At 32.2% G+C, this 23851-nt stretch carries 22 protein-coding genes; 17 read left to right on the top strand and 5 right to left on the bottom strand.

All coding sequences use genetic code 11. The annotated features are described in order from the left end of the window. Positions 1 to 84: 84 nt before the first annotated feature. Together ACQKMD_RS09085 and ACQKMD_RS09080 are read left to right on the top strand one after the other, a co-directional pair. Positions 85 to 672 carry a Maf family protein gene (locus ACQKMD_RS09085; protein ID WP_427751329.1) on the top strand — a complete coding sequence of 196 codons (588 nt, stop codon included), beginning with the start codon at positions 85 to 87 and terminating at the stop codon, positions 670 to 672. A 388-nt stretch (positions 673 to 1060) separates the two neighbouring features. Further along, positions 1061 to 2293: an ATP-binding protein gene (locus ACQKMD_RS09080; RefSeq protein WP_427751327.1), complete on the top strand. Its 1233-nt coding sequence runs from the start codon at positions 1061 to 1063 to the stop codon at positions 2291 to 2293. Positions 2294 to 2517: 224 nt separating this feature from the next. On the opposite strand, the gene ACQKMD_RS09075 is transcribed toward ACQKMD_RS09080, so the two are convergent. Both ACQKMD_RS09075 and ACQKMD_RS09070 read right to left on the bottom strand, forming a co-directional pair. Further along, on the bottom strand, positions 2518 to 3837 hold the full coding sequence (locus ACQKMD_RS09075) for a serine hydrolase domain-containing protein (protein WP_427751325.1): 1320 nt from the start codon (positions 3835 to 3837) through the stop codon (positions 2518 to 2520). A 24-nt stretch (positions 3838 to 3861) separates the two neighbouring features. Then, complete coding sequence (locus ACQKMD_RS09070; RefSeq protein ID WP_427751324.1) at positions 3862 to 3996, bottom strand: hypothetical protein; 135 nt, start codon at positions 3994 to 3996, stop codon at positions 3862 to 3864. Between the two features lie 1607 nt (positions 3997 to 5603). On the opposite strand from ACQKMD_RS09070, the gene ACQKMD_RS09065 reads away from it, so the two are divergent. The 9 genes from ACQKMD_RS09065 (at position 5604) to ACQKMD_RS09025 (ending at position 16354) form a co-directional block, all read left to right on the top strand. Further along, the gene (locus ACQKMD_RS09065) at positions 5604 to 6485 is read left to right on the top strand and encodes a patatin-like phospholipase family protein (protein ID WP_427751323.1); all 882 of its coding nucleotides are present in this window, start codon (positions 5604 to 5606) and stop codon (positions 6483 to 6485) included. Between the two features lie 227 nt (positions 6486 to 6712). After that, positions 6713 to 7294: a M15 family metallopeptidase gene (locus ACQKMD_RS09060; RefSeq protein WP_427751322.1), complete on the top strand. Its 582-nt coding sequence runs from the start codon at positions 6713 to 6715 to the stop codon at positions 7292 to 7294. Between the two features lie 362 nt (positions 7295 to 7656). Then, a complete protein-coding gene (locus tag ACQKMD_RS09055; protein WP_427751320.1) occupies positions 7657 to 8913 on the top strand; it encodes a glycosyltransferase family 4 protein in 1257 nt (418 codons plus the stop codon). After that, positions 8907 to 10235: a glycosyltransferase gene (locus ACQKMD_RS09050; protein WP_427751438.1), complete on the top strand. Its 1329-nt coding sequence runs from the start codon at positions 8907 to 8909 to the stop codon at positions 10233 to 10235. The genes ACQKMD_RS09055 and ACQKMD_RS09050 overlap by 7 nt, the downstream gene beginning before the upstream one ends. Before the next feature lie 20 nt (positions 10236 to 10255). Next, a complete protein-coding gene (locus ACQKMD_RS09045) occupies positions 10256 to 10513 on the top strand; it encodes a hypothetical protein (RefSeq protein ID WP_427751318.1) in 258 nt (85 codons plus the stop codon). Next, complete coding sequence (locus tag ACQKMD_RS09040; protein WP_427751316.1) at positions 10500 to 13211, top strand: glycosyltransferase; 2712 nt, start codon at positions 10500 to 10502, stop codon at positions 13209 to 13211. Before ACQKMD_RS09045 ends, ACQKMD_RS09040 begins: the two co-directional genes overlap by 14 nt. A 127-nt stretch (positions 13212 to 13338) precedes the next feature. After that, positions 13339 to 14616 carry a nucleotide sugar dehydrogenase gene (locus ACQKMD_RS09035; protein ID WP_427751436.1) on the top strand — a complete coding sequence of 426 codons (1278 nt, stop codon included), beginning with the start codon at positions 13339 to 13341 and terminating at the stop codon, positions 14614 to 14616. After that, a complete protein-coding gene (locus ACQKMD_RS09030; RefSeq protein WP_427751314.1) occupies positions 14613 to 15416 on the top strand; it encodes an ABC transporter permease in 804 nt (267 codons plus the stop codon). The genes ACQKMD_RS09035 and ACQKMD_RS09030 overlap by 4 nt, the downstream gene beginning before the upstream one ends. Before the next feature lie 14 nt (positions 15417 to 15430). Continuing rightward, positions 15431 to 16354, top strand: coding sequence for an ABC transporter ATP-binding protein (locus ACQKMD_RS09025; protein ID WP_427751312.1), 924 nt, complete (start codon positions 15431 to 15433; stop codon positions 16352 to 16354). 104 nt (positions 16355 to 16458) lie between these two features. Here the strand turns inward: ACQKMD_RS09025 and ACQKMD_RS09020 are convergent, their stop codons facing one another. Continuing rightward, positions 16459 to 16887, bottom strand: coding sequence for a MarR family winged helix-turn-helix transcriptional regulator (locus ACQKMD_RS09020; protein ID WP_427751310.1), 429 nt, complete (start codon positions 16885 to 16887; stop codon positions 16459 to 16461). 119 nt (positions 16888 to 17006) lie between these two features. Between ACQKMD_RS09020 and ACQKMD_RS09015 the strand changes: the two genes are divergently transcribed. Together ACQKMD_RS09015 and ACQKMD_RS09010 are read left to right on the top strand one after the other, a co-directional pair. Next, entirely contained in the window at positions 17007 to 17594 is a 588-nt protein-coding gene (locus ACQKMD_RS09015) for an NAD(P)H-dependent oxidoreductase (protein WP_427751308.1), read from the top strand. A 357-nt stretch (positions 17595 to 17951) separates the two neighbouring features. Beyond that, a complete protein-coding gene (locus ACQKMD_RS09010; protein ID WP_427751307.1) occupies positions 17952 to 18518 on the top strand; it encodes a cupin domain-containing protein in 567 nt (188 codons plus the stop codon). A gap of 263 nt (positions 18519 to 18781) precedes the next feature. Here ACQKMD_RS09010 and pgeF read toward each other — a convergent pair whose 3' ends face one another. After that, positions 18782 to 19546: a peptidoglycan editing factor PgeF gene (gene pgeF / locus ACQKMD_RS09005; protein ID WP_427751306.1), complete on the bottom strand. Its 765-nt coding sequence runs from the start codon at positions 19544 to 19546 to the stop codon at positions 18782 to 18784. Between the two features lie 96 nt (positions 19547 to 19642). Continuing rightward, positions 19643 to 20008, bottom strand: coding sequence for a helix-turn-helix domain-containing protein (locus ACQKMD_RS09000; RefSeq protein ID WP_427751304.1), 366 nt, complete (start codon positions 20006 to 20008; stop codon positions 19643 to 19645). 142 nt (positions 20009 to 20150) lie between these two features. Between ACQKMD_RS09000 and ACQKMD_RS08995 the strand changes: the two genes are divergently transcribed. The 4 genes from ACQKMD_RS08995 (at position 20151) to ACQKMD_RS08980 (ending at position 23571) form a co-directional block, all read left to right on the top strand. Continuing rightward, positions 20151 to 20519 (top strand): helix-turn-helix transcriptional regulator, encoded by a 369-nt coding sequence (locus tag ACQKMD_RS08995; protein WP_427751302.1) that lies wholly within the window; start codon positions 20151 to 20153, stop codon positions 20517 to 20519. Between the two features lie 258 nt (positions 20520 to 20777). Next, the gene (locus ACQKMD_RS08990; protein ID WP_427751301.1) at positions 20778 to 20954 is read left to right on the top strand and encodes a phage antirepressor KilAC domain-containing protein; all 177 of its coding nucleotides are present in this window, start codon (positions 20778 to 20780) and stop codon (positions 20952 to 20954) included. Between the two features lie 133 nt (positions 20955 to 21087). Beyond that, the gene (locus ACQKMD_RS08985) at positions 21088 to 21564 is read left to right on the top strand and encodes a hypothetical protein (RefSeq protein ID WP_427751300.1); all 477 of its coding nucleotides are present in this window, start codon (positions 21088 to 21090) and stop codon (positions 21562 to 21564) included. A 783-nt stretch (positions 21565 to 22347) separates the two neighbouring features. Continuing rightward, positions 22348 to 23571 carry an ATP-binding protein gene (locus tag ACQKMD_RS08980; protein ID WP_427751298.1) on the top strand — a complete coding sequence of 408 codons (1224 nt, stop codon included), beginning with the start codon at positions 22348 to 22350 and terminating at the stop codon, positions 23569 to 23571. The last annotated feature ends 280 nt before the right edge of the window (positions 23572 to 23851 follow it).

Here is a 23851-nt window from a genome sequence, read left to right as displayed (position 1 = left end):
TTATATTTTCAATTATAATTAACCATTAGATTCAATTTTGCAAATATCGTCATCTTTTGTATGATAAAAATGAGGAGTGAAACTATGCAATTTCAAACAACAAAATCATTTATTTTAGCATCCGCATCACCACGTCGAAAAGAGCTTTTCAGCCGTTTAAATATTCCATTTGACATTGTTACAGCTGATGTAGAGGAAACGAGTGTACAAGCATCAGAGGTCACACAATATGTCACAGAGGTTGCATTATTAAAAGCACGCGCGGTCGCGAATATATCACCTGGTAGAGTAGTCATTGGTGCAGATACAATCGTTGCAAAAGACAACCAATTACTACATAAGCCAGCGAGTCGTGAAGAAGCGTTGTCACATCTTCGCAAACTACGCAACTCAGCACATGATGTATTAACTGCTGTGGCTATTATTGAAGAGGACGGGACTGAGACAACATTAGTCGAAAAAACGACAGTCGTCTTTAAAAACGTTTCTGATGCATTATTAGAAGCATACATCGCAACTGGAGATTCGTATGATAAAGCTGGTGGCTACGGTATTCAAACAGAAGGTGTCTTTTTGGTTGATCGTATCGAAGGGGATTATTTAAACGTGGTTGGCTTACCTTTAGCAACGTTATGTGAGCATCTCATTGCTCGTAAACTAATATCGCTATAGGAAGTAGTATCTTTTCAGTTTTCTGAATTTCTTGCTTCGTGAAGTTACAAAACAGACTAAGTGGAAAAACTGATACTCTAGGATATCAAATTGCAGATTATAATTACTCGAACTAGAATTAATGGCATGAACATAGCGTTATAGTTTGTGCATAATTTGTCCATATATTAGAGAATTCTCAGTCCTTTCCTTTTAAGTGGGGAAGAGCGGGTTCTACGTGTACCTCTAATAACTCTACTAAAAAACTACATCATTATGAGAAAACTAAAAGTATGCCTATTTATAGAGATTGGCATTTTCCGCGGAAGTTAGATTCAATCTATCTTTATCGTGTTAGCTATGTTAAAAATAGATAGAAGTTAAATCTATCTCGGAAGGAAGTACAATTTTGTTTCAAACATTACTATTAAATTTCCTGTTTTTATTGATTCCATTTCTAGCATATTTCATATTTTTTGAAAATGGAAATCTTTATTATAGAAAACCTATACTTAACATTACAATAGCAATAATTATGATCTTATGCATGACGGTACCTATTCATTTAGAAAGTGGATTTATTTTTGATTTAAGATATATTCCTTTTATAATTGTTTCACTTTACTGGGGATATAAATATACATTACTCCATTATATCGTCCTTAATACATACCGAATTATTATTGGAGGCGAAGGGGTAATACAGTCATTGCTATTTTCAACTATCATTTTAGTAGTTGTGTCAATGTGCAGTAATAAATTTAAATCTCTAGATAGTCGGTATCGAATTTCTTTCGCTACAATGTTCTCTTTTTTTTCGGTGTGTTTCTATCTTGCAACACTAATCTTTCAAATGCCATTTAACCGAGAGTTCTGGATATTATCTATTAATGCCATTACTACGCATGTAGTCTTGACGACCATTCTAATGCTTCTAATCGAGCGTATCATCTCAAATATGAAAGCTCGTGAAGTGCTTATACAATCAGATAGATTACAAGTAATAAGTGAGTTATCGGCTAGTGTGGCACATGAAATCCGAAACCCACTTACCATTACGAGCGGTTTTTTGCAATTATTAAGCCATTCAGAGTCGATCTCATTAAAAGATAAAGATTATGTTGAATACTCACTACAAGAATTGAAGCGAGCTGAAAAAATCGTGGGTGATTTTCTAACTTTCTCCAAGCCATTATGTGAAAACATGGTGGACTCCGATCTGAAAGAAGAAACGGAATATGCCAAAAATATACTTATTCCATACGCTAATATGTATAATGTTAATTTACATGTGAGTTTTCATAATTCTTTGCATAAAGCTTTTGATAAAAATCAAATGCAACAATGCTTCATTAACTTGTATAAAAATGGGATTGAGGCCATGAAAGATAATGGTGGTACCTTAACGGTTGATATTGCAGAGCAAAAGAAGAACATTATCATAAAAATTAAAGACCAAGGAACTGGCATGACAAATGAGGAAATTTCTTTTCTAGGAAAACCTTATTATTCAACGAAAAAGGAAGGAACAGGGTTAGGAATGCTCATGGTTTATAGCACCATACATAAAGTGAAAGGTATGATTAAAGTAGAAAGTGAGAAAGGAAAAGGCACTGTTTTTACGATTATGATTCCAGTTTAAATTCACTTTCTATACTTTATGGGAATGCTAGTTAAAAGAAATCAAACAAATCTAAGCATATATTCTAAGAAATATAAAAAGAATCCATTTTGGAAAAAGTTTGATCATTTTTTTCTATTCACGATAAAACGCCCCTTTAGATAAACAAATCCAAAGGGGTAAAACTTCTATCTGTTTTATAAACATTATGACTTTATTTTAAAGCTACAACTGCAAATTTGATATTATTTTATTGCGATTGTTTTTTGATTTCCTTCGATAACAGTTAAAGTATTTTGTTTAATCGTTACTAGAACGCCTAAACCACGTAAGAAAAATTCATCTTCTTTAATCGCATGTAACTCCAGTGGCATTGAACTTGGTAAGAAAATATATAAGCGATTGTCTTCTTGTAAGACTACTTCAATTGCATGTTCAGGATGTTCTTGTAGTTGGTATTTACCTTCATAGCACTTTAAAATTTCAGTTGGTAAATGCACAGCTTTTAATTGCTTAGGCTTTTTCGGTAAATGTAATTCATTTGTGATAAGTGCTTTTTCAATCGCTTCGCCGATCGCAATTTCAAAATCTAATTCTTGCTCTTTGCTTCGTAAAAAGACAAAAATGGTTTTAGATTGCAGATGAATTTTAAATGTAGTTGCATAGCCCGGCCAACCACCGTTATGCCATACGCATTTTCCCAGCTGTTCATCTTCATAAATAATCCAGCCCATTCCGTAAGAAAAAGGTTGTTCTGCTGTAAGAGTCGATGGGGTAAAGGCTTGCTCAAGTAGAGCTTCTTCCCAAAGTTGTGCATGAATGACAGCACGACCTAATTTCCATAAGTCCTCTACCGTTGAATAGATCCCTCCATCACCAGTAATATAATTCAAACAGATAGTACTTTTAGTTTCTTCAAATTCAGCAGGGTCAACATGTTGGCCAGCATACACATCATACACATATCCATGTGCAATTTCATTTGTATATTGTTCTGTAAAAGTAGTTGAAGTTACAGTTGTATGCATCATATTTAAAGGTTTAAAAATAGCCTCTGTCATATATTTAGAAAAACTTTTATTAGTGACACGCTCGATCAAAAGAGCGAGTAATACATAACCTGTATTGCTGTATTCCATTCGTTCACCTGCTTCAAAAAGGCGAGGTGGCGCATATCGAGTTAGTAGCTGTAGCACATCTTCATTTGTCGCAAATGTTGTTTCGTTCCAATGATCTGCAAACAATTCCATATAATCGGGCAAACCTGATGTATGATGTAATAAGTGGCGTACGGTAATATTAACGTAAGGCAATTTTGCGAACCACTTGTTAATATCATCATCTAATGTGATTTGATTTTCTTGTACTAATAGTAAAATACCTAATGCTGTAATAGGTTTTGATACAGAAGCTAAGTTAAAACGTTGATGAAGTTGCATAGGAGCATGTGTTTGAATAGAAGCTTCCCCATAGGCACCTTGTAATAAAATTGTCTCGTCTTGCGCAAGTAGCACAGTACCATTAAACGTGTTTTCAAGCTGTTCTTTTACTTTATTCCAAACCATCGTTTGTAATTTCCTCCTCAACAATTAATGCAAGCGCAGAATTAAGCTGCACAGTTGCTCTAAATCTCCAACTGGCATTTTGCTATTAAATTTTTCAATAATGAGCTTGTCAATTTGTTCTTCTCGACGATAATACGCTTCTCCGTGTTCAGCAATCATGACAACCAATTCACGACGATTGTTTGGGTTAATGTCACGCTTGAGATAATTTTTTTTTCAAGTCGCGGCACTATTTGACTTTCAGTACTAGGAGAACTCTCCACATAGTGCACAATACCGCCCATCGTACATTTTTCATGCTTGTGTACAAAATTGAGTACCATCGTTTACTTCGTTGATAAATCATCTTCAAATAAAGCTTCTTGTACTTTCACTAATTTTTCATTCATTTCAATCAACCTTAAAATGTTATTTAACTAAAATTATAAACTAAAATAAAATATTTTGTTAATAAAGAGAAATTTATCCAAAATATAATTTGTATAGTGACAATAAAGTTCATTAATTTACTAAATAACAAAGGGTAACCAGCAAAAAGTTTTTCTTGAAAAAAATCAAATATAAGCTCTTTATACTTGAAAAAGAGATTTATAACCATTTGATAGAAAAATACGATGAAGGTGAATTTAAAATTGAAACTAATTTGGGAATGAGGGGGCCCTTACAGTTGTTTTTGAAGATGAAAAAGATATTGAGTATATTTATATCGATAAGGACGGGAAAATCGTTCAAGTAATTCCAGATCCCATTATTTATAATTATAAATACACTGAAAAGCCTTCATAATAGTGATGGCTTCAATATGTAGATAAAAGGCATTCATAATGGTTTAATCCTGAATGTCTTTTGTTATTTAAGAACCTCTTTTATAGATAAAATACTTTTTGAGTGTTAACTTGTATACCATTTTTGAACTTTACTAAGGACAATTAGCGAGTTTCTTTAAATTCACAGCAAAAGTAAGCATCGCTTGTATGAACACATTTAAGACCTTTTAAGGTATTCCATAGCATCGTTTTTGAGGTACTAGTGGATCCAAAGCAATCATTTCAATTTGATCTCTTTCAGGATTATTTTTTAAATCATGATTTTCCTAACTTTAAAAGATTGTTTATATTCCATGTGTAGTTGATTGGAGCGAAGGTGGCGACTCCTGCGGGAAAAGCGGGACAGTCCAAGACCCTGCAGGAGCATAGCGACGAAGCGACTTGGCTCCCGTCCGCGGAAAGCGTCGACCGTAGCAGAAATCAACGGTCTTATTTATTTGTTTATATTACATGTATAGTTGATTGGAGCGGAGGTGGCGACTCCTGCGGGAAAAGCGGGACAGTCCAAGACCCTACAGGAGCGTAGCGACGAAGCGGCTTGGCACCCGCCCGCGGAAAGCGTCCACCGTAGCGGAAATCAACAGTCTTATTTATTTATTTATTTATATTGCATGTGTAGTTGATTGGAACGAAGGTGGCGACTCCTGCGGGAAAGGGACAGTCTAAGACCCTGCAGGAGCATAGCGACGAAGCGACTTGGCTCCCGTCCGCGGAAAGCGTCGACCGTAGTGGAAATTAACGGTCTTAAACTAACGGTACGTATAAACAAACCTTCTATCCAATGAATTTACCTAATTAGATTCTAAAACATTAGTTTCTCGATAATCAATCTAACAAAAATTTTAAAAGAGAAACATTTTCATTGCTTTTTCGACATAAGTTCTTAATAACGCTCTTATTTCTTACAGAAATACAAGTAGGTATAAAGGGGGGAAAGCATTGATTGTCGACGGGGTATTTTCTGGTGGAGGAATAAAAGGCTTTGCATATGTAGGGGCATATCAAGTGCTTGAAGAAAGGGACATTCATTTTAATCGAGTAGCTGGAACAAGTGCTGGCGCTATTTTTGCAAGTTTTATTGCGGCTGGATTTACTTCAGATGAAATAGAGAAGATGTTAGATGAACTAGACGTTTCTTCGCTTCTTGATCCACCTAGAACATTGTTTGGACTATCATTTCTAAAATGGCTCAATCTTTATTTTAAAATGGGATTATATCAAGGCAAAGCATTAGAAAAATGGTTTTATAAAAAACTTGCAGTTAAAGGTGTTTATACATTTGGGGATTTACCAGATGGTTCTATAAAGCTTATCGCTTCTGATTTAACCAATGGCAAAATGCTAATATTGCCTGATGACTTGAAAAAATACGGGATAGATGGGGAGTCATTTTCGGTAGCTCGTGCTTTACGAATGAGCTGTGGTATTCCTTTTTTCTTTGAGCCGGTCAAATTAAAGATTGCTAACGGAGAATCGATAGTAGTGGATGGCGGTGTACTTAGTAATTTTCCCATATGGATTTTTGATGATGAAACTGGTCGAAAGGAACGTCCAGTTATTGGCTTGAAGCTAAGTAATCCTAGAGAAGATATGGCTCCTCAAAAAATTAATAATGGACTCAATTTATTTGAAGCACTTTTTACAACGATAAAAGATGCACATGATGAACGTTATATTTCTCGTAGACTTGAAAAGGATATTATTTTCATACCTGTTGAAAATTACAGCGCGACACAATTTGATTTAGATCAAGAGACGAAAGATAGTTTAATCAGAATTGGAAGAGAAAGCACGATGCAATTTTTGAAAACGTGGTGGTAGAACAATTTTTTGAAGGAGTTTTAATATAATGGAAAAAAATCTTCCGAAGAATCTTGAAGAAAGAACATGCCTTTATTGGCTACTGTTCATATTCAAAATTGAAATTTGAGCTAATATCTAAGCTATTTTCTCCTTTTTTGTCCCCATTCATTTTACGTTATAATGAATGAAGACAAATGAATGATTCATACTAAAGCTGAATCATTTTTTGAGGAGAACAATTATACATGAAGAGCAGTATTAATTATCGTTTAGTAATGGGTATTATTATTTCTATCCTTATCCTTATCCCTATTAGTATATTTTTTATATACAACCAAGTAAAAAATGACCAATATACGTACCTAGGAGATGAAGCACCAATACCAACTGGACTACATCCGATTGTGGAGGAAGCCAAAAATATTTTATTACAAAGAGCAGCAGATAAAAATATAGATGTCATGATTACAGCAGGTATTAGATCCTTTGAAAAACAGGATGAGTTATACGAACAAGGAAGGTCTATCAAAGGAAATATCGTCACTTACTCAAAAGGTGGAGAATCATATCATAATTATGGATTAGCCTTTGATTATGCTATAAAAAATGCTACTGGCGGTATAGAATGGGATATCGAATATGATGGTAATAAGGATGGAGAATCCGATTGGTTTGAAGTCGCTGAACTAGCAAAAGAACTTGGATTTGAATGGGGTGGAGATTGGAGGGGATTCAAAGATTACCCTCATTTACAGATGACCTTCGGATTGAGTATCCCCATGCTTAAAGAAGGGTATCGCTTAACTGATGAAAAAATAGCAAAATGACCATCTCAAAAGCCTCTTTTGAAGATGGTTTTTTTTATTTTAGCAGAAAATCAAAGTCGGTAATACTTTTAAAGAATAGTTGAGTCAGTTCAAAAGAAATCTGAGTTAGTTCGAATAAAGGGATCTTTATGAGTAATTATAGTTTTAAAAAAGTACAAATTCAATAAAGAAGCGAATTTAATAATAAACTTCGATAATTTACTTTTATTAATATAAGTTTACAAGAAGTTAATAATAAAGAATCATTACATTAACAAATAATGTAAAAACTAATGTTACAATGAATAGGCTATCAGATGTAATGAAAAAACAACAATCAAACTTGTTACGGTAAAACCATTTAATTTAGGAGGATACTCTAATTGTCAAAAACCAAAGTATTGATTATCACACAAAATTTTCATCCTGAAATTGGTAGCCATGCAAATAGAATGAATAATATTTTTCAATTATTACAGATAGAAGGATACGAGGTCTCTGTATTGACAACAGAACCATCTTATCCGAATAAAAGTCTATATGAAGATAGGCAGTTTTGGAATAACAAATCGTTAAATGATCATCAAAATATTCACAGAGTGCATGTTAAAAATAGGAAATACGCATTTAGTATGTTAAATAGGTTAATTCATTATTTGGAAATCTCTCTAAAAATGTTGTTTTATGTTTTATTTGATAAACAAAAATATGACGCAGTATTCGTTACATCACCAGCAATATTTATGGCATTTGTTGGAGTCATAGCAAAAATTAAGTATAAATCCAAATTTATTTTAGATATTAGAGATCTTTGGCCAGAATCATTAAAAGGGGTTGGGGTCTTTAATAATAAATTTATTATTAAGTTTTTTTCCATATTAGAAATTTATTTATATAGAAAAGCAAACTACATCGTCATTAATAGTATTGCTTTCATGGATTATATAGTGAAAAAGGCAAAAGTAGATAACAATAAAATCATATTTATTCCGAATGCTGCTAGAGAATATGAAGTAAATCCAGTAGATAAAGAAGATGAACATTTTAAAGTCATTTATACAGGTAATATTGGACTTGCTCAAGATGTAGATTTCCTCAAAGAATTAGTTCATAACTTGGCTGAAAATAATATTATGATCACTATTGTTGGCTATGGACAAAAGAAAAATGAACTATTCAATTTTATTAAAGAAAACAAGTTGCATAATGTAACAATTGAGAATCCAACTACTAGAAATGAGTGTTTAAAGTTAAATGCAAATCATGATGTTGGTGTACTTGCATTAAATAATAAAGAAGTGTTTGATACGGTTTTACCCGGTAAATTAATTGATTATATGTCATCTGGACTACCAGTTGTAGCAGCTGTTTCAGGATATTCAAAAGAACTTATTGAAAAAAATCAAACAGGCTTTGTTTCTGAAAATCGAGATGCAGCTGAAATAGTAGAATATATTTTGATGTTAAAAAACAAACCTGAAGTACGAGAAGAAATAGCGAATAACAGTATTAAGTTAATTAAAAATCATTTCTTGTGGGAAAAAAATATTCAAAAATTAACATGTTTATTTGAAAGTGATTATAAATTCAGTGGAGCAGGACCATTAAACAGCAAAATAGATAGGGATTTAACATTATGAGTAAAAACGTATGTATGTTTGTTTGGAATAATTTCACGAACGATGCTAGAGTGCTTAGGGAATGTACCGCTTTATCAGAAGAGGGATATAAAGTAGATCTTATTTGTATACATGATCCAAATGATCAAACGATGAAATTCGAAGAAAATAGAGCTGGAAATTTTAATGTTTATAGAGTTCGGAGATATCCTATTTTATTTACTATACTTCAAACGTATTACAGGTTTTGTTTGAGGTATAAATTAGTTGGCGTTATCACTTTTATAATTTGGATGTTAACAGCTTGTTTTCTTCCTTTAGTAATCCTACCGCTAACCTTATTGGGACTTCTTATTCTAAAGACAAAGGTGAAGACAGTGTTTATTAGAGGCAGCATAATTTCTCGAATGATTATGAAAGGCAGCAAGAAAAAATATGATCTGTATCATTCGAATGATTTGAATACCTTACCCCAAGGTTTTATATGTTCGAAATGGCGACTAAATAAGAAACCACTTATTTACGATTCCCATGAAGTACAAACTAGTAGAACAGGCTACGATAGTCCTATTTATGGCATGATGGAGCGATTCTTCATAAAAAGAATTGATTCCATGATAGTAGAAAATCATACAAGAGCTAAATACAATGAAGATTTATATGGCTTTTATCCAGATGTAGTTCATAATTATCCATTTAAACAGACAGCCATTTCAAATGAGACAGTAAACCTTCATAAAATCCTTCAATTACCTACAGATGAAAAGATCCTTCTTTACCAAGGAGGCATTCAAGCTGGTAGGGGATTGAAACAATTAATACAGGCTGTCCCAAAATTTAAGGAAGGGACGCTAGTGCTAATAGGTGACGGTAGAATTAAAGCTGATTTGGTAAAAATGGTGAAAGAGATGAGCCTTCAAGAAAAGGTAAGGTTCATAGCAAAGGTACCACTAAATGAACTATCTAAATATACAATAAATGCTTATTTAGCTTTTCAAGTATTAAATAATACAAACTTTAACCATTACTCGGCTTCATCAAATAAATTATTTGAATATATGATGGCAGGTGTGCCAGTTGTAGCATGTGACTTTCCTGAAATTAAAAGAGTAATCGAGGGAGAAAATACAGGGATATGTATAGACTCTCATAATCCAAGCGCAATTGCTGATGCCGTAAACAGGTTATTAGAAGATAGAAAATTGCGTAATCAATTAAGTGAAAACAGTATAAAAGCAAGTGAAATCTATAATTGGGATAGAGAAAAAGAATTGTTCATGAATGTTTATACTAAGAGATTTTCAAGTTATTTTAAAGCAATTGAAACTACTATATCTAATTAAAAATAATAGGAGTGTTTATGTTGGATTTGAAAACAAATGACACATCTGAAGAATTGGATCAACTAACAAAACGACTAATATACGAAAAGCAGTCTAAAATAAGCATTTTTGAGGAGCTTATAAGAATTTATGAAAGTGAAGAAAAATTATTAACGTCGTACAAACAATTATCAGCGCAATATTATGCAATTAGTAATTCGAAACTAGGTAAGTTAACTTATGCATATTGGAGATTCCTGAAAAGAATTAAGCGAGGCAAGAAAAATGAAAATAGCTAATTTGGATGAGCAAATCAATCAAATAAAATCAAGAAAAGAAATAATCGAATATGCGATTAAAAAAGAAAAATATGAAATTGACTATTTATTAAAAAATTGTGAATTACCAATAGATATCTCAATCGAACAGTTCACTTTATTTGATGAAGAGGTAGATACATCAAATAAAATGGATAAAGAGGAATATTTAGAGTATAGGGAAGAAGTTGCTGATTTCGAGTATTTTGATCACATAAAACCTATGCTTGAAAAGATACCTGATAGCAACGGAAGTCGTTATTATCAAAAGTATAAAATGAATGTCGGAATCATAGCCGATGAATTTTTATATCAATCATACAAAGATGTAGCAAACTTTTATCCAATTACATTTTCCAACTATAAAGATTACAAAAATCAATTAGATATTTTATTAGTGGTCAGTACTTGGAAAGGTGTAGATAAAACGTGGGATGGTTTAGGAAATCCTTCTTCCAATAAAAGAAGAGAAGCTCACAAGGTGATACATTTTTTTAAAAAGAATAAAGTGAAAACGGTGTTTTACTCTAAAGAAGATCCTGTTAATTACGAGGCATTCATAGGGTTAGCCAAAAAATGTGAGTACGTATTTACTACAGCAATAGAGAAAATTGAAAGTTATCGAAAAGACTGTCATCATGACAAAATCTTTGTTTTAGAGTTTGGCGTAAATCCACTTTACCATAATCCAATTGGGATAAAAAACATTCAAAAAAGTAATGATGTTTTCTTTGCTGGATCCTGGCTAACGAAATATCCAGAAAGACAAAAGGAAACAATGGAGATATTCGATGGGGTAACTAAGGCGAATAGAAGATTAAAAATAATCGATAGGAATTTTCAGTTAAATAAACCTAACTATTTTTTTCCATCAAAGTATTTGCAGTATATATCTCCATCTATTGAACATGAATATCTTCAAAAAGTTCATAAATTATACGATTGGGCTATTAACTTAAATTCAATAAAATTTAGTGAAACAATGTTTGCGAACAGAATTTACGAACTACAAGCCATTGGAAATATAATTGTCTCTAATTATAGTGTAGGGGTGAATGATAAGTTTCCAAACGTCTTTCTAGTGAATGATAAGAACGAAATGAAAGATATTATAAACGGATTTACTAGTGAAGAGGTGTATAAACATCAGGTAATTGGCATTAGAAATGTCATGTCATCGCATACTACGTTTGAAAGATTTGATTATCTATTAGGTTGTATTGGGTATAGTAGGCAGCTACATTCAAAAAAAGTACTGGTAGTAGTAGATTCTATGAGTGCTAATGTAATAAGAGATTTTAATCATCAAACTTATTTAGAAAAGCAAATCGTAACAGAAGCTGAGTTTAATGAACATCTAAAAATAGAGTATGATTTTATAGCATTTTTTAATTCAACATATAATTATCAAGAATATTATCTAGAAGATATGATAAATGGATTTAAATATACAAACTCTGATTATATTTCAAAAAATAGTTACTATCATGGAAACCAACTAGTTGAAGGTAATGAACATACTTATATAAATGAGATAAAAGATAAATATAAAACGGTGTTTTGGTCCGGTTCTTTCAAAGCAAATGAGTTGTTAAAGATGCAGCAAAATTATCGAAGCGATAATGGCTATTCTATTGACCACTTTGAATTAAATGCTTTACCTAAGAATCCTCAACTTGAAACGGATGAAATTGTGTATGAATTATCTGTTATCGTACCTGTTTTTAATAATGGGAAATACTTGTTAAACAAATGTTTTAATAGTCTTAAAAGAAGTAGCCTTTTTAAGGAGATGGAAATCATCATTGTAGATGATGGTTCTTCGAAGAAAGAGACGATTACTACTATTAATAGAATAGCCAGGGAACATCCTAACGTCTTAACCCATTTCTTTCATGAGGGTGGAAGTGGAAGTGCTTCAAGAGCAAGAAATAAGGGAGCAGAACTTGCTACTACCGAATATGTAACTTATTTAGATCCAGACAATGAAGCCGTTAATGATGGATATGCACAATTGTTACATGTACTAAAAAGTAATAGAGAAGTAGATATAGCAATAGGAAATATGATTAAGTTAAATAATTTGAAAATTGTTAATTTTAAATATTTTGAAACGGTCATTGGTGCATGTCAGAGCAATATTATTAATTATCCAAAACAATTATTAATGGATACTGACTTGAGGGCACAAAGTATTCAGGCATTAGTAGTGAAAAGGGAAATCATAATAAATAATAACTTGAAAATGGTTGAAAATGCAGGTGGTCAAGATACGTTATTTTTCCAAGAATTGCTGTTGCATTCTAGTAAAGGGGCTGTGATTGATAAAGATATACATATTTATTACGCAGCTGTATCAGGATCTGTTACGAATACGGTTACGAAAGAGTTTTTTGAAAAATATTATACATTAGAGAAAGAAAGACTACCATTTTTGATAAAAAATAACCTGTTGGATTTATATATGGAGCGAAGATTTAACTTCTACTTTAAAAATTGGTATCTCATTAGAATTAAAAAGATAAAGTATGAGGATCAACAAGAGGCAATTGATACTCTCTACAAGATTTACTTATTGTATAAAGAGTATTTAATTAATAATTCTTTGGATATTGATAAATTTGCTGCTCTATATGAGAAGAGAAAATATAAGCAAATCGTTAAATATTTTTCGAATTAATTGAATGCAAAGAATCATTTTGAAAGGAAGTGAGAATGCTAAAAGGGCAACTTCAATGTCAACATGAATCAATTTAGTACATCAACAATCCATTAAACTTTTACCATGAATATTGGAGGAAATAATGATGAAATTATGCACTGTTGGCTTAGGATATATCGGCTTACCGACTTCTATCATGTTTGCAAAAAACAATGTAGAGGTAGTAGGAGTTGATGTGAAGAAAGAAGTAATTGATTCATTAAATAATGGAGAAATTCATATCGAAGAGCCAGGACTACAAGATGCACTAGATGAAGTCATTGCAATGGGAACATTCAGAGCTTCAATCATTCCTGAAAAGGCCGATGTGTTTATTATTGCTGTTCCAACACCTAATAATCATGATCAATATAGATCCTGTGATTTAACCTATGTGATTAGTGCAATAAAATCAGTATTACCATATTTAGAGCAAGGTAATGTAATTATTGTTGAATCTACTATTGCACCTCGTAGTATGGATGACGTCATTAAACCATTAGTAGATGAAGCAGGATTTGTTGTTGGAAAAGACATTTTTTTAGTGCATTGTCCGGAAAGAGTGCTACCTGGTCAAATTCTTCATGAATTAGTATTTAATAATCGTATTGTTGGCGGGTTAACTCCTGCATGTGTAGAAGCAGGGGTTAGCGTTTATAGTACTTTCGTAAAAGGTGAAATTATTAAAACTGATGCGAAGACAGCGGAAATGTCCAAGCTTATGGAAAATACATTTAGAGATGTAAATATAGCACTTGCTAATGAATTAGCAAATGTGTGTAATCTATTAGAAATAAATACATTAGATGTTATCGAAATGGCCAATAAACACCCACGTGTCAATCTTCATACACCAGGGCCAGGCGTAGGTGGACACTGTTTAGCTGTAGATCCATATTTTATCGTTGCTAAAGCACCAGAGATTGCTCAATTAATAAAGTTATCCCGTACGATTAATACCTCTATGCCTCAATTTGTAGTAGAGAGTGTCAATAAGCTAATGAATAATGTCGAAGGAAAAGTAGTAACTGTATTCGGACTAACATATAAAGGAAATGTTGATGATATTCGTGAAAGTCCTGCAATCGAAATTTTTAATCAATTAAAAGCTCAACAAAATTATGAGATACGAGCGTATGATCCACATATTAAATTAGATTGGGTTATGCAAGATTTAGAGCAAGCAGTGAAAGACTCAGATCTCATCGTCGTATTATCAGATCATCATGAGTTTAAGGAATTTGGAAATTCTGATTTTGCCAACATGTCGAATATAAGGATTTTTGATACAAAAAATGTAGTGAAACGTGTTCCGAATTATGTTGAATATATTAACTATGGCAATCTATATAAATATACTAAAAAGGAAGCTACTATTGTATGAATTTTGTTCGACAGATTCTGAAGGAACAAGTTTTTCATTTTAATTTGATTTTTCGATTGAGTTTATATGAAGAAAAAGGTAAGTATGCAATGCACTACTTGGGAGCTTTATGGCAAATATTAAATCCATTTATTCAAATAAGCGTGTATTGGCTCATTTTTGGTTTAGGAATAAGAAAGGGTTCTCCTGTTGAGGGAACCCCATTTTTTCTATGGTTAATCATTGGTCTAGTGCCGTGGCTATATATCAGCCGGACTATTACACAGGGGTCCAATAGTATTTACGCAAAAGCAAATTTAGTATCTAAAATGAACTTCCCGGTAAGTGTACTGCCTACTATAATAATCGTGGGGAATTCAATCTCATTAATTCCTATGATTATCCTTACTTTTGTCATTGTTTTAATATATGGTATTTTCTCGGGGATTTATTTAGTACAAATACTATATTATTTATTTTGCCTATATTTTTTTCTTTTTGCATTAACACTGCTCTTATCAACACTCACAACTATCATTCGAGATATTCAGATTATGGTACAATCAATCGTTCGATTAATGATGTTTTTCTTACCAATCGTCTGGAATGTTCAAAATTTCCCTGAACTATTGGTAGGTATTTTGAAATTAAATCCTTTATTTTATATTATCGAAGGATTTAGGTACTCTTTGTTAGGTGGACAATGGTTTTTCGAAGATTTTCCTTATACCATTTATTTTTGGAGTATAACCATTTTAATACTGACAATTGGTTCTTATATGCATATAAAATTTCGTGATAGATTTGTTGACTATCTATAGTCGGAGGAAAAGAAATGCATCCGAAAATTCGATTTACGAATGTATCAAAAAGTTTTAGGTTATATAGTAAGCAATCAGAAAAACTATTTGATATCATTTCTTTTAAAAAAGATAGAGACCATTTTTTTGCGCTTAGAAATATCAGTTTTGAAGTGAATGAAGGAGAAGCCATTGGCCTTATTGGACTTAATGGTTCTGGCAAATCTACTCTTTCAAATCTACTTGCACAAGTAATTCCTCCAAGTCTAGGAACGATAGAAATTAATGGAGAAACTTCATTAATTGCTATTTCTGTTGGATTAAATAATTCATTAACAGGTTTAGAAAACATAAAACTAAAGTGTTTGATGCATGGTTTAAGTAATGCTGAAATTAATCAATTAAAATCAGATATCATTGATTTTGCAGATATAGGGAAGTTTATTAATCAACCTGTTAAGAACTATTCTAGTGGGATGAAATCTCGATTAGGTTTTGCAATATCAATTCATACGAATCCCGATATATTAATTGTAGATGAAGCATTATCTGTTGGAGATCAAACATTCTACAAGAAATGTCTAGATAAGATTAATGAATTTAAAAGCCAACGAAAAACGATCATTTTTGTTAGTCATTCATTATCTCAAATCGAAGCGTTTTGTGATAGAGTGATGTGGATTCATTTTGGACAAATTAAAATGTATGATGAAACTAAAAAGGTGATTGGTGATTATAAAAAATTTATAAACTGGTTTAATTCCTTAAGTGAAAGTGAAAAAAAAATTAATAGAAAAGAAATGTTGGATGAACAGTACAAAGAGGATTTAATTTCTTCAAATAGCCAATTACATCAAGTGAAAAGGAAACATAAAAATTCGAATTTTACATTCGCTATACAAGTTTTGGTATTGAGCTTTATAGTAGTTTTAAGTGCAACTTATATGTTATTGCAATGAATTGTTAAGCAAATAAATATTCCATGAATACTTATTAAAATAGCTCCTCAATAAAAGTTGATTTGTAGTTAGCTTTCAACTTTTAATTGAGGAGCTATAGTTTTTTAGAAAAATAATTTTGATTGAAGAATATTTAAGGCGCGGTCAATATCCTCTAAATCTTCTTTTGAAGCATTTTGTATTCGATTTAGGAAACGGGATTCTACTAATGTAAATGTCTCGTTCATCATGGATTCCCCTTCTTTTGAGAGACGAATATATTGTTTTCGTCGATCCTTAGTATCACTAAACTTTTCGATTAAATTCTTTTCACTTAATTTTTTTAGCTCTCGACTTGTGTTCGGCATTGATAAATGTTGACAGTCACTGATTTCACTTGGTGTAATAGGCTGACTCACTGTAATATATTCTAAAATGTTATATTGAACTGGCGTGATAGAATCTGATTTAGCGTTTTTTGTCAATTCGTGTGTCACACGATGAACAGAAGTTGTAAATGAAACCCATTTATTAAATAGAGCATTTTTGTCCATAAATTTCACCTCTTACAGTGAAGATAACAGAAGGGTTATCATAAAACAATTATCATTTGACAACGAAATTGGTTAAGTGGTACATTTTAGTTATCGAATGATAAGTAAAGAGGTGCGTTATGAAGACACTAATAGTTTATACATATCCTAATCATAAAAGCTTAAATTATGCATTTTTACAAAAAATCATCAAAGGAAGTAATGCAAATCCTAATATAAAAGAGTTACAGGTTTTAGATTTATATGAAGAGGGCTTTAATCCACTTCTAGTATTTAATGAAAATAAAAGAAGGCGAGATATGTATCGTGATCCTTCTTTAGAGAAATATCGCAATCAAATTACTTGGGCTGATAAAATAGTCTTTGTTTATCCAATCTGGTGGGGGAGGCCCCCAGCAATGCTAATGGGTTACATTGACCAATTATTCGCTGCGAATTTTGCTTACCGAGATAAGAAGGGACTATTACCAGAGGGGCTTTTGAAAGGGAAGTCCGTCGTTTGTGTATCCACCATGAAGGGGCCTGCAAAGTATCCACTTTTATGGTTGAATAATGCACATAAGGTATTGATGAGAAAAGCGTTATTTAATTTTGTAGGAATTAAAAGAGTAAAGTTTTTTGAATTTGGTAATATGGAAAGTCCAAAGGGAAGACAAACAAAAAAGTTAGAAAAAATTTATCAATATTTTAAGAAAGTTGTGAGCTAAAATTTATTTGTTTGAGAAAAATAGTATCGATGAATGAATGTAGTTTTGTAAAAAAGATTGTTATTTATAATGAAATTTGATTGAAATCACCTTACCTCTATAGTATTTCTTAGAGTTGAGGTGGTTTCTTTATTGATATTTATGTAAATGAAACTTTAAAGATTGTGAAGAGATGTACGTACATTAATGTGTTAGCTAAAAGGTACTTGTTTGATCTCTGCATAACAATCGGGTTATTTAATAAAATAAGTTTTTTGGCTGAAAATGCTTTCTTTAAAATTAGTCTTTTTGAATCTAAGTACTTTAAGTTAATAAGTTGCATAAACTATTTTTATAACTGTGAAGGGATTGAGGGAAATGTACTATGTTCCTTATATGTATCCATGTACTTATTATGCTAATGTACCAATGTATAACTATGAAAGACAACCGGTTTACTGGAATTATCCTAATGAGATAGAACATTCAAACAGATTTGATTCTTATCGCTCTTCCAATGGTGATGGTGGAATATTGTTAACAGATTATGGTTCAAAACCATTTGTCATTAATATCAATAAAGCAACGAAGCAAAACAATACGTATCGTACTGCTTTATGGACAGGAAAACATTCACAAGTTACTTTAATGAGTATCAAGGTTGGGGAAGATATCGGTTTGGAAATACATCCTAACGTTGATCAATTCTTACGTATTGAACAAGGTCAGGGGTTTGTTCAAATGGGAAAGAGTAAAGATAATTTAAACTTTGAAAGAAATGTCTACGATGATTCTGCAATAATGATACCTGCTGGAACATGGCATAATGTAACAAATACAGGTAATATCCCTCTAAAACTTTACTCGATATATGCTCCTCCTAACCATCCATTTGGTACTGTTCATGTTACCAAAGCAGATGCAATGTCTTCGGAAGAAGCCTAAGCTCTTGGCAATGAATACAGTCATTTTGGCAGGACTCCAGATGAATAGTACAGTACACTGAATTTTTGGGCATGATTCTCGAACAATCCATTTAAGGGATTGATTATTTTAAGCTTAGAAGAAATTGTGAAGATTACTTTTGCTGACCTATGAACGGGGACTTTGGCCGAAGAAGAGTTACTAGAAAATAATCAAACTTTATTCCAAATCAACAATGAAAGGAGCGGACTCAAGATGATACATTTGAGTCCGCTCTAATTTTATTACTCTTCTTTTTTCATAATAAAACTCAAATGTCTTCCAGCTTTTTTATCCTGACGATATGAAAATCCTTCCGGACTTAAATACGTACAAGTTTGATCAATTATTATTCGATCAGACGGGATTCCTGCTAGCTCACATTGTTTTTTTACGGTTTGCTGATTGTCAATGTGGTACTTGTGAGTTTCACCATTATAATAGATAAAATCATCTGCGTAGCCAAGGTTTTTGAATTTTACATATACATCAGTGTCAACTTCGAACTTCTCTTGGCTAAGAGCCGTACCAATATGAATATGTAAATCAATTGGATTACAGTTTTCGACTTGTATTAAATGATTAAAAACGTTTAAGGATATTTCTTTTACTGTACCTTGCCAGCCAGAATGAATCACGCCAATAAGGCCAGTTACTTCATTATAAAAAATAACAGGGACACAATCAGCAGTGAAAGAACATAATAATAGATTTGACTCATAAGTATATAGGGCATCGGTATCTGTAATAGCGGTATCAATACGATTAGAGCCACAGCCTTTATCAGCAAGTGTGACCTTATGGAAATTCGAGCTATGTGTTTGGTTGGCGCAGACGAAAGCATGTACTTCGCATTTTAAGGAAGTAGCTAAATTTTTGCGATTTTCCATTACATTCTCTTGGTTTACACATGTATGAAGAGCCATGTTGTTGCTTTCAAGTTCGGTTTCATCTTTTAGGGTTATTCCTGCAATAAATCTCTCATTGTTTAAATAAATGTTTGTTTTCATATTATCACCTCATAAAATCATTTATAAGATTATCTTCAATATTTACTTATAAAAAAAGTAAAAAATTAATGCCCAGTGACATTATTATGAATCGTATTAAATGTCATCGTTATCCTTCAAAATCTCCCACATCTTGCGTAACTTATGTAAATCCTCTTCACTAGACTTCGGCAAGTCTTTATACCATTTCTGCAACGATGGATCATTTACGAATGCCTGGAACTCTTTTTTATCCTTATAGAGTGGTGATGGAGTAGTAGGAGAGTCTGTTCTTCCTAATAGGTAATCTACAGTGACATTATAAAAGTCTGCTAATTTTTTTAAAGTATCAAAATCCGGTTGTGTTGAAGAAGTTTCATAACGGGCATATGTTGAACGATTTAATAAAAGTCTATCTGTTAGTTCTTTTTGGGACAACCCTTTACTATTTCTTAATCGTTTTAAGATTTCGCCAAATTCCAACTAAATCAACTCCTTCTCTTTGGTTATTATAAGTGAATTTTATGCACAATAATTAATTTGTGTGGAAAATACACAAAAACAGTTGACTGTGCAAAAAATGCACGATATATTATGAGTAATAAATACAAAAGGAGGTGACGAGATGTTCACTGATATTTTAAAAGAACGACGCAAGATATTGAACTTTTCACAACAAATAGTAGCTGATGAAGTAGGAATAGAACGTTCTTATTACACCAAGATAGAGAATGGTCTAATACCAAGTGTAAAAGTTGCACAATCTATAGGTGTGGTTTTAGATATTGAATGGACTAATTTTTTTTGCGCTAAATTGTGTAAGATATGCACAATTGAAAATTACTTAAATGCACTACTCGCCCCCAGCAATAAACATTCTAAGAGCGGAGTACGCCACGACGAATCGATTAAATCCTCAGCGAAAGTAATATACCAATGCCATGATCAAGAATCTACTGGTGTGTGTAAGGGGAAGAGGATGAGGATTAAATAATACGCTAAATTAACGTATCAGGTCAAAATCGAGATATGTACGGCATCAAAAAATCAAGTATGCACTGTTAACTTCTTATATCGAAGCTCGGATCAGCAAAACGTTTCGAACGATGGTGACATCAAAAGTCCTTCGATCTATAAGAAAATACGGAGCATACATGCCACCAGACACTATTGAACAAGTTTTGTTAAATCCAGACACAATCATCAATGTAGCAATTCAATTAAAAGAGGAGGAAATGTAACGTAGAAAAGATTGTCATTCAACAACAACAGCCATAAGGTATTATTCGCAGATTCGGTAGTTGCTAGTCAAACATCTAACTTGATTAGGGAGTTAGCAAAGTTATTAAAACAGAACCATATTGATATTGGTGAGAAAGAACTTTATTCATGGCTACTTGAATGTGGGAATTATCAAAATCAAAGGTGATCGAATTGAATTGCTAGATTACGAGATTATTCACCAGGCTTTAGTGGTTAAGCGTGGGGTGGAGAGTTAACGGCAGGAAATTGTAAAGTAGTCAGTTTCATTAATAATTAATAAATTTAAGGGGATGAATGAAATGGGATTAGATATTAAAACATACAGAAATTTAACGGTTGTTTTAGACCCTAAATTTGATGAGGAAGGAGAACTTTTAAATTGGGCAACGGAATGGAGGCCAGGAGATAGTATGGATTGGTCGGAAAAAAATTTTCCTGGTCGTGCAGAAGGTATTGACTCGCAAAAAGTTTATACTTGGGCAGAAGTTTTTAGATTCCGTGCTGGTAGTTACAGTGGTTTTAACTGGTGGCGTTCAAAGTTAGAACAATTTTCAAACAATGAAGCATTTCAAGAACTAATAAATTTTGCGGACAATGAAGGTGTTATCGGCTTTGTAGTAGCAAAAAAATTAGCAAAAGACTTCTATGATAATGCAGAAAAAGCAAAAGACTTCGCAGATACATTGGATGAAGGTGAATACTGGATTGACTTATACCGTAATTGGCAAAAAGCTTTTGAAATGGCAGCAGATAATGGGGCAGTTGAATTTCGTTAACTTATATTAAATATCAAAGGAGGCTAATAGTTGAGGAAAAGTAAAACTTGTTGAATTATCTCCAACCGCTATACGTTGGAACGAAAATCTATAAGCAGGGTGTTGTGATAGTTTGATCAAATTTTCATGGAAAGTTGAAGATTAATATTCACGAAAACTAATAATGATTAAAGTACCCTTAGTGGTACTTTTTATTTTGTTCTGACACAAACGAATGCCTTGTTGCCCCCCCTTATTGGATGGTGTGCGTTCGTTTGCGTGAGAGCGAAATATATCAAAAATATAATATACTTACTTTTTTTAAATTGCTTATAGTGATTCTAGGAGTGTGATATTATGTTTAAAAATAATGGTGAATGTACAATTCGCATAAAGAGAACATCACAATGTTTGCAGCTGCCATGGGAATTACAGAAGAACCAGCAACAGGTGGCACAAGTGAATCACTAGGTGCTTATTTAATAGAATATGGTGTAATACCTAGTACAGCTGAAGGTGTATAGCATATTCGAGGTGAATAAGGATTTGAAATGGGAGAGTAAGATTATTCAGTTTGTTTTAAGTCTGATGCGTGTTTTGTACAAAAAAACTACCTAATATCTTCTTTTTTTACTAGAGGTTGGTCAAAAACTGGTGTAAACTTAGTTATGTGGAAGATCTTTTTCTGTGATTTGTTTGTTGGTAAATGCATTTTACAAAAAAAGTCTTCCTTTTTGTATTTGTTCGTTTATTAGATATCTTACGTCCTATTTGAAAAGTTGAAATACTATTAAAGGAGTTTGTATGTATAAGACTTATATACGTAATAATCAGAGGGTATATTTTTTTACAGTATTATTAGTAATAACACTTATGACTATGGGGTTGTTGATTAAAAACCCACTTGATGGTGAACTAGGAATTGGTTGTGCAATTCAATTCATATTTGTTGTAATTATATCTATAAGTTTATTGCTCTACCCTAAGTATGGAACGCATGGTTTTAGAACAATTATTATTATTGAAGCCTTCATCTACTTTTATAATATTTTCTTTTTATATCCAGAGACTTGGTCGAACTTTATTTTTCTCTGTTTTATTCCAGCAGTTGCTATTATGTTTTTCGATTCTAAGCTCTTTTATTTTTCTTTAGTTATCAACGCTATTTTAATAGCATTTACGTTCGGTTTTATTGCGTTAATTGATCAGGGAGATCTATATATCTATATAAATCAAGACTTAGTAGGGAACGGTTTTAACTATTTAGCTAGTCAAGTTCTCATTTATTTTATTTACTATCTAACAAATATGCGTATTAAAAAACAAGAATTATATTATGAGCAAGTGAAAGAAGCAGAGCGTTTAAAGACAGCTGGACAATTAGCAGCTGCTGTTGCTCATGAAATTAGAAATCCTGTTACAGTTGTTAAAGGATTTTTGCAGTTATATGAAAGAGATCCGCAATTTAATGATGCTGTAAAGAGCCAATTTACTTTGATGATTGATGAATTAAATACAGCTGAGAGTGTGGTATCTCAATTTTTATCTATTGCGAAACCAGAAAAAAATCTAAATATTGAATTAGTGAATTTAAAAGTTGTCCTTCAAAGCGTAACCGATTTACTAAATTCATATGGGCTTTTAAATAATAATAATATTGAATTAGACATAACAGAAGATTGTTATATCGCAGCGAACAATATAGAGTTAAAACAATTGCTTATTAATGTGATAAAAAATGCAATAGAGGCTTCTGATATTGGCGATTCCGTTATTGTTAAAGGTGGAAAGAAAAAGGATTTTGTAGAGATTCAAGTAATAGATCATGGACGCGGAATGTCTGAAAAAGAAGTTGAATGCCTCGGTACACCTTTTTACTCTTTAAAAAGCAAAGGAACCGGATTAGGTATGATGATTTGCTTTAATATAGCAGCAAAATATAAAGGAACAATTGACTTCCAAAGTTCAATAAATGAAGGAACTACTGTTACTATTTGCTTCCCATCGGAAAATAATGCTGGCAAATAAGGTTGAATAGTATTTACATATTGATAATGATTATTATTTTATAATTCTTAAAAGCTATTTCGTTACTCGATATCATGAAGTAGATTTGTCTGTATTCCAAGTAAATGACTTGCCCTGTGGGTTGGTCATTTTTTATTTAGGCTATGTTATAACTTATTGTTGATATTTGAACTTTATTAATATATGTTACTTTGTCAAATTAAGTGCAACACTTGCTCCATGAACGCTTCGTGTGCAGATTTCCAGCCCAAGCATTTTCTTGGGCGATTATTAATTAAAT

This window comes from Viridibacillus sp. NPDC096237 (assembly GCF_050278625.1).
Lineage (GTDB): Bacteria > Bacillota > Bacilli > Bacillales_A > Planococcaceae > Viridibacillus.
The sequence above is the reverse complement of the archived record's forward strand: the minus strand, read 5'-3'. Positions and strand labels throughout refer to the sequence as shown.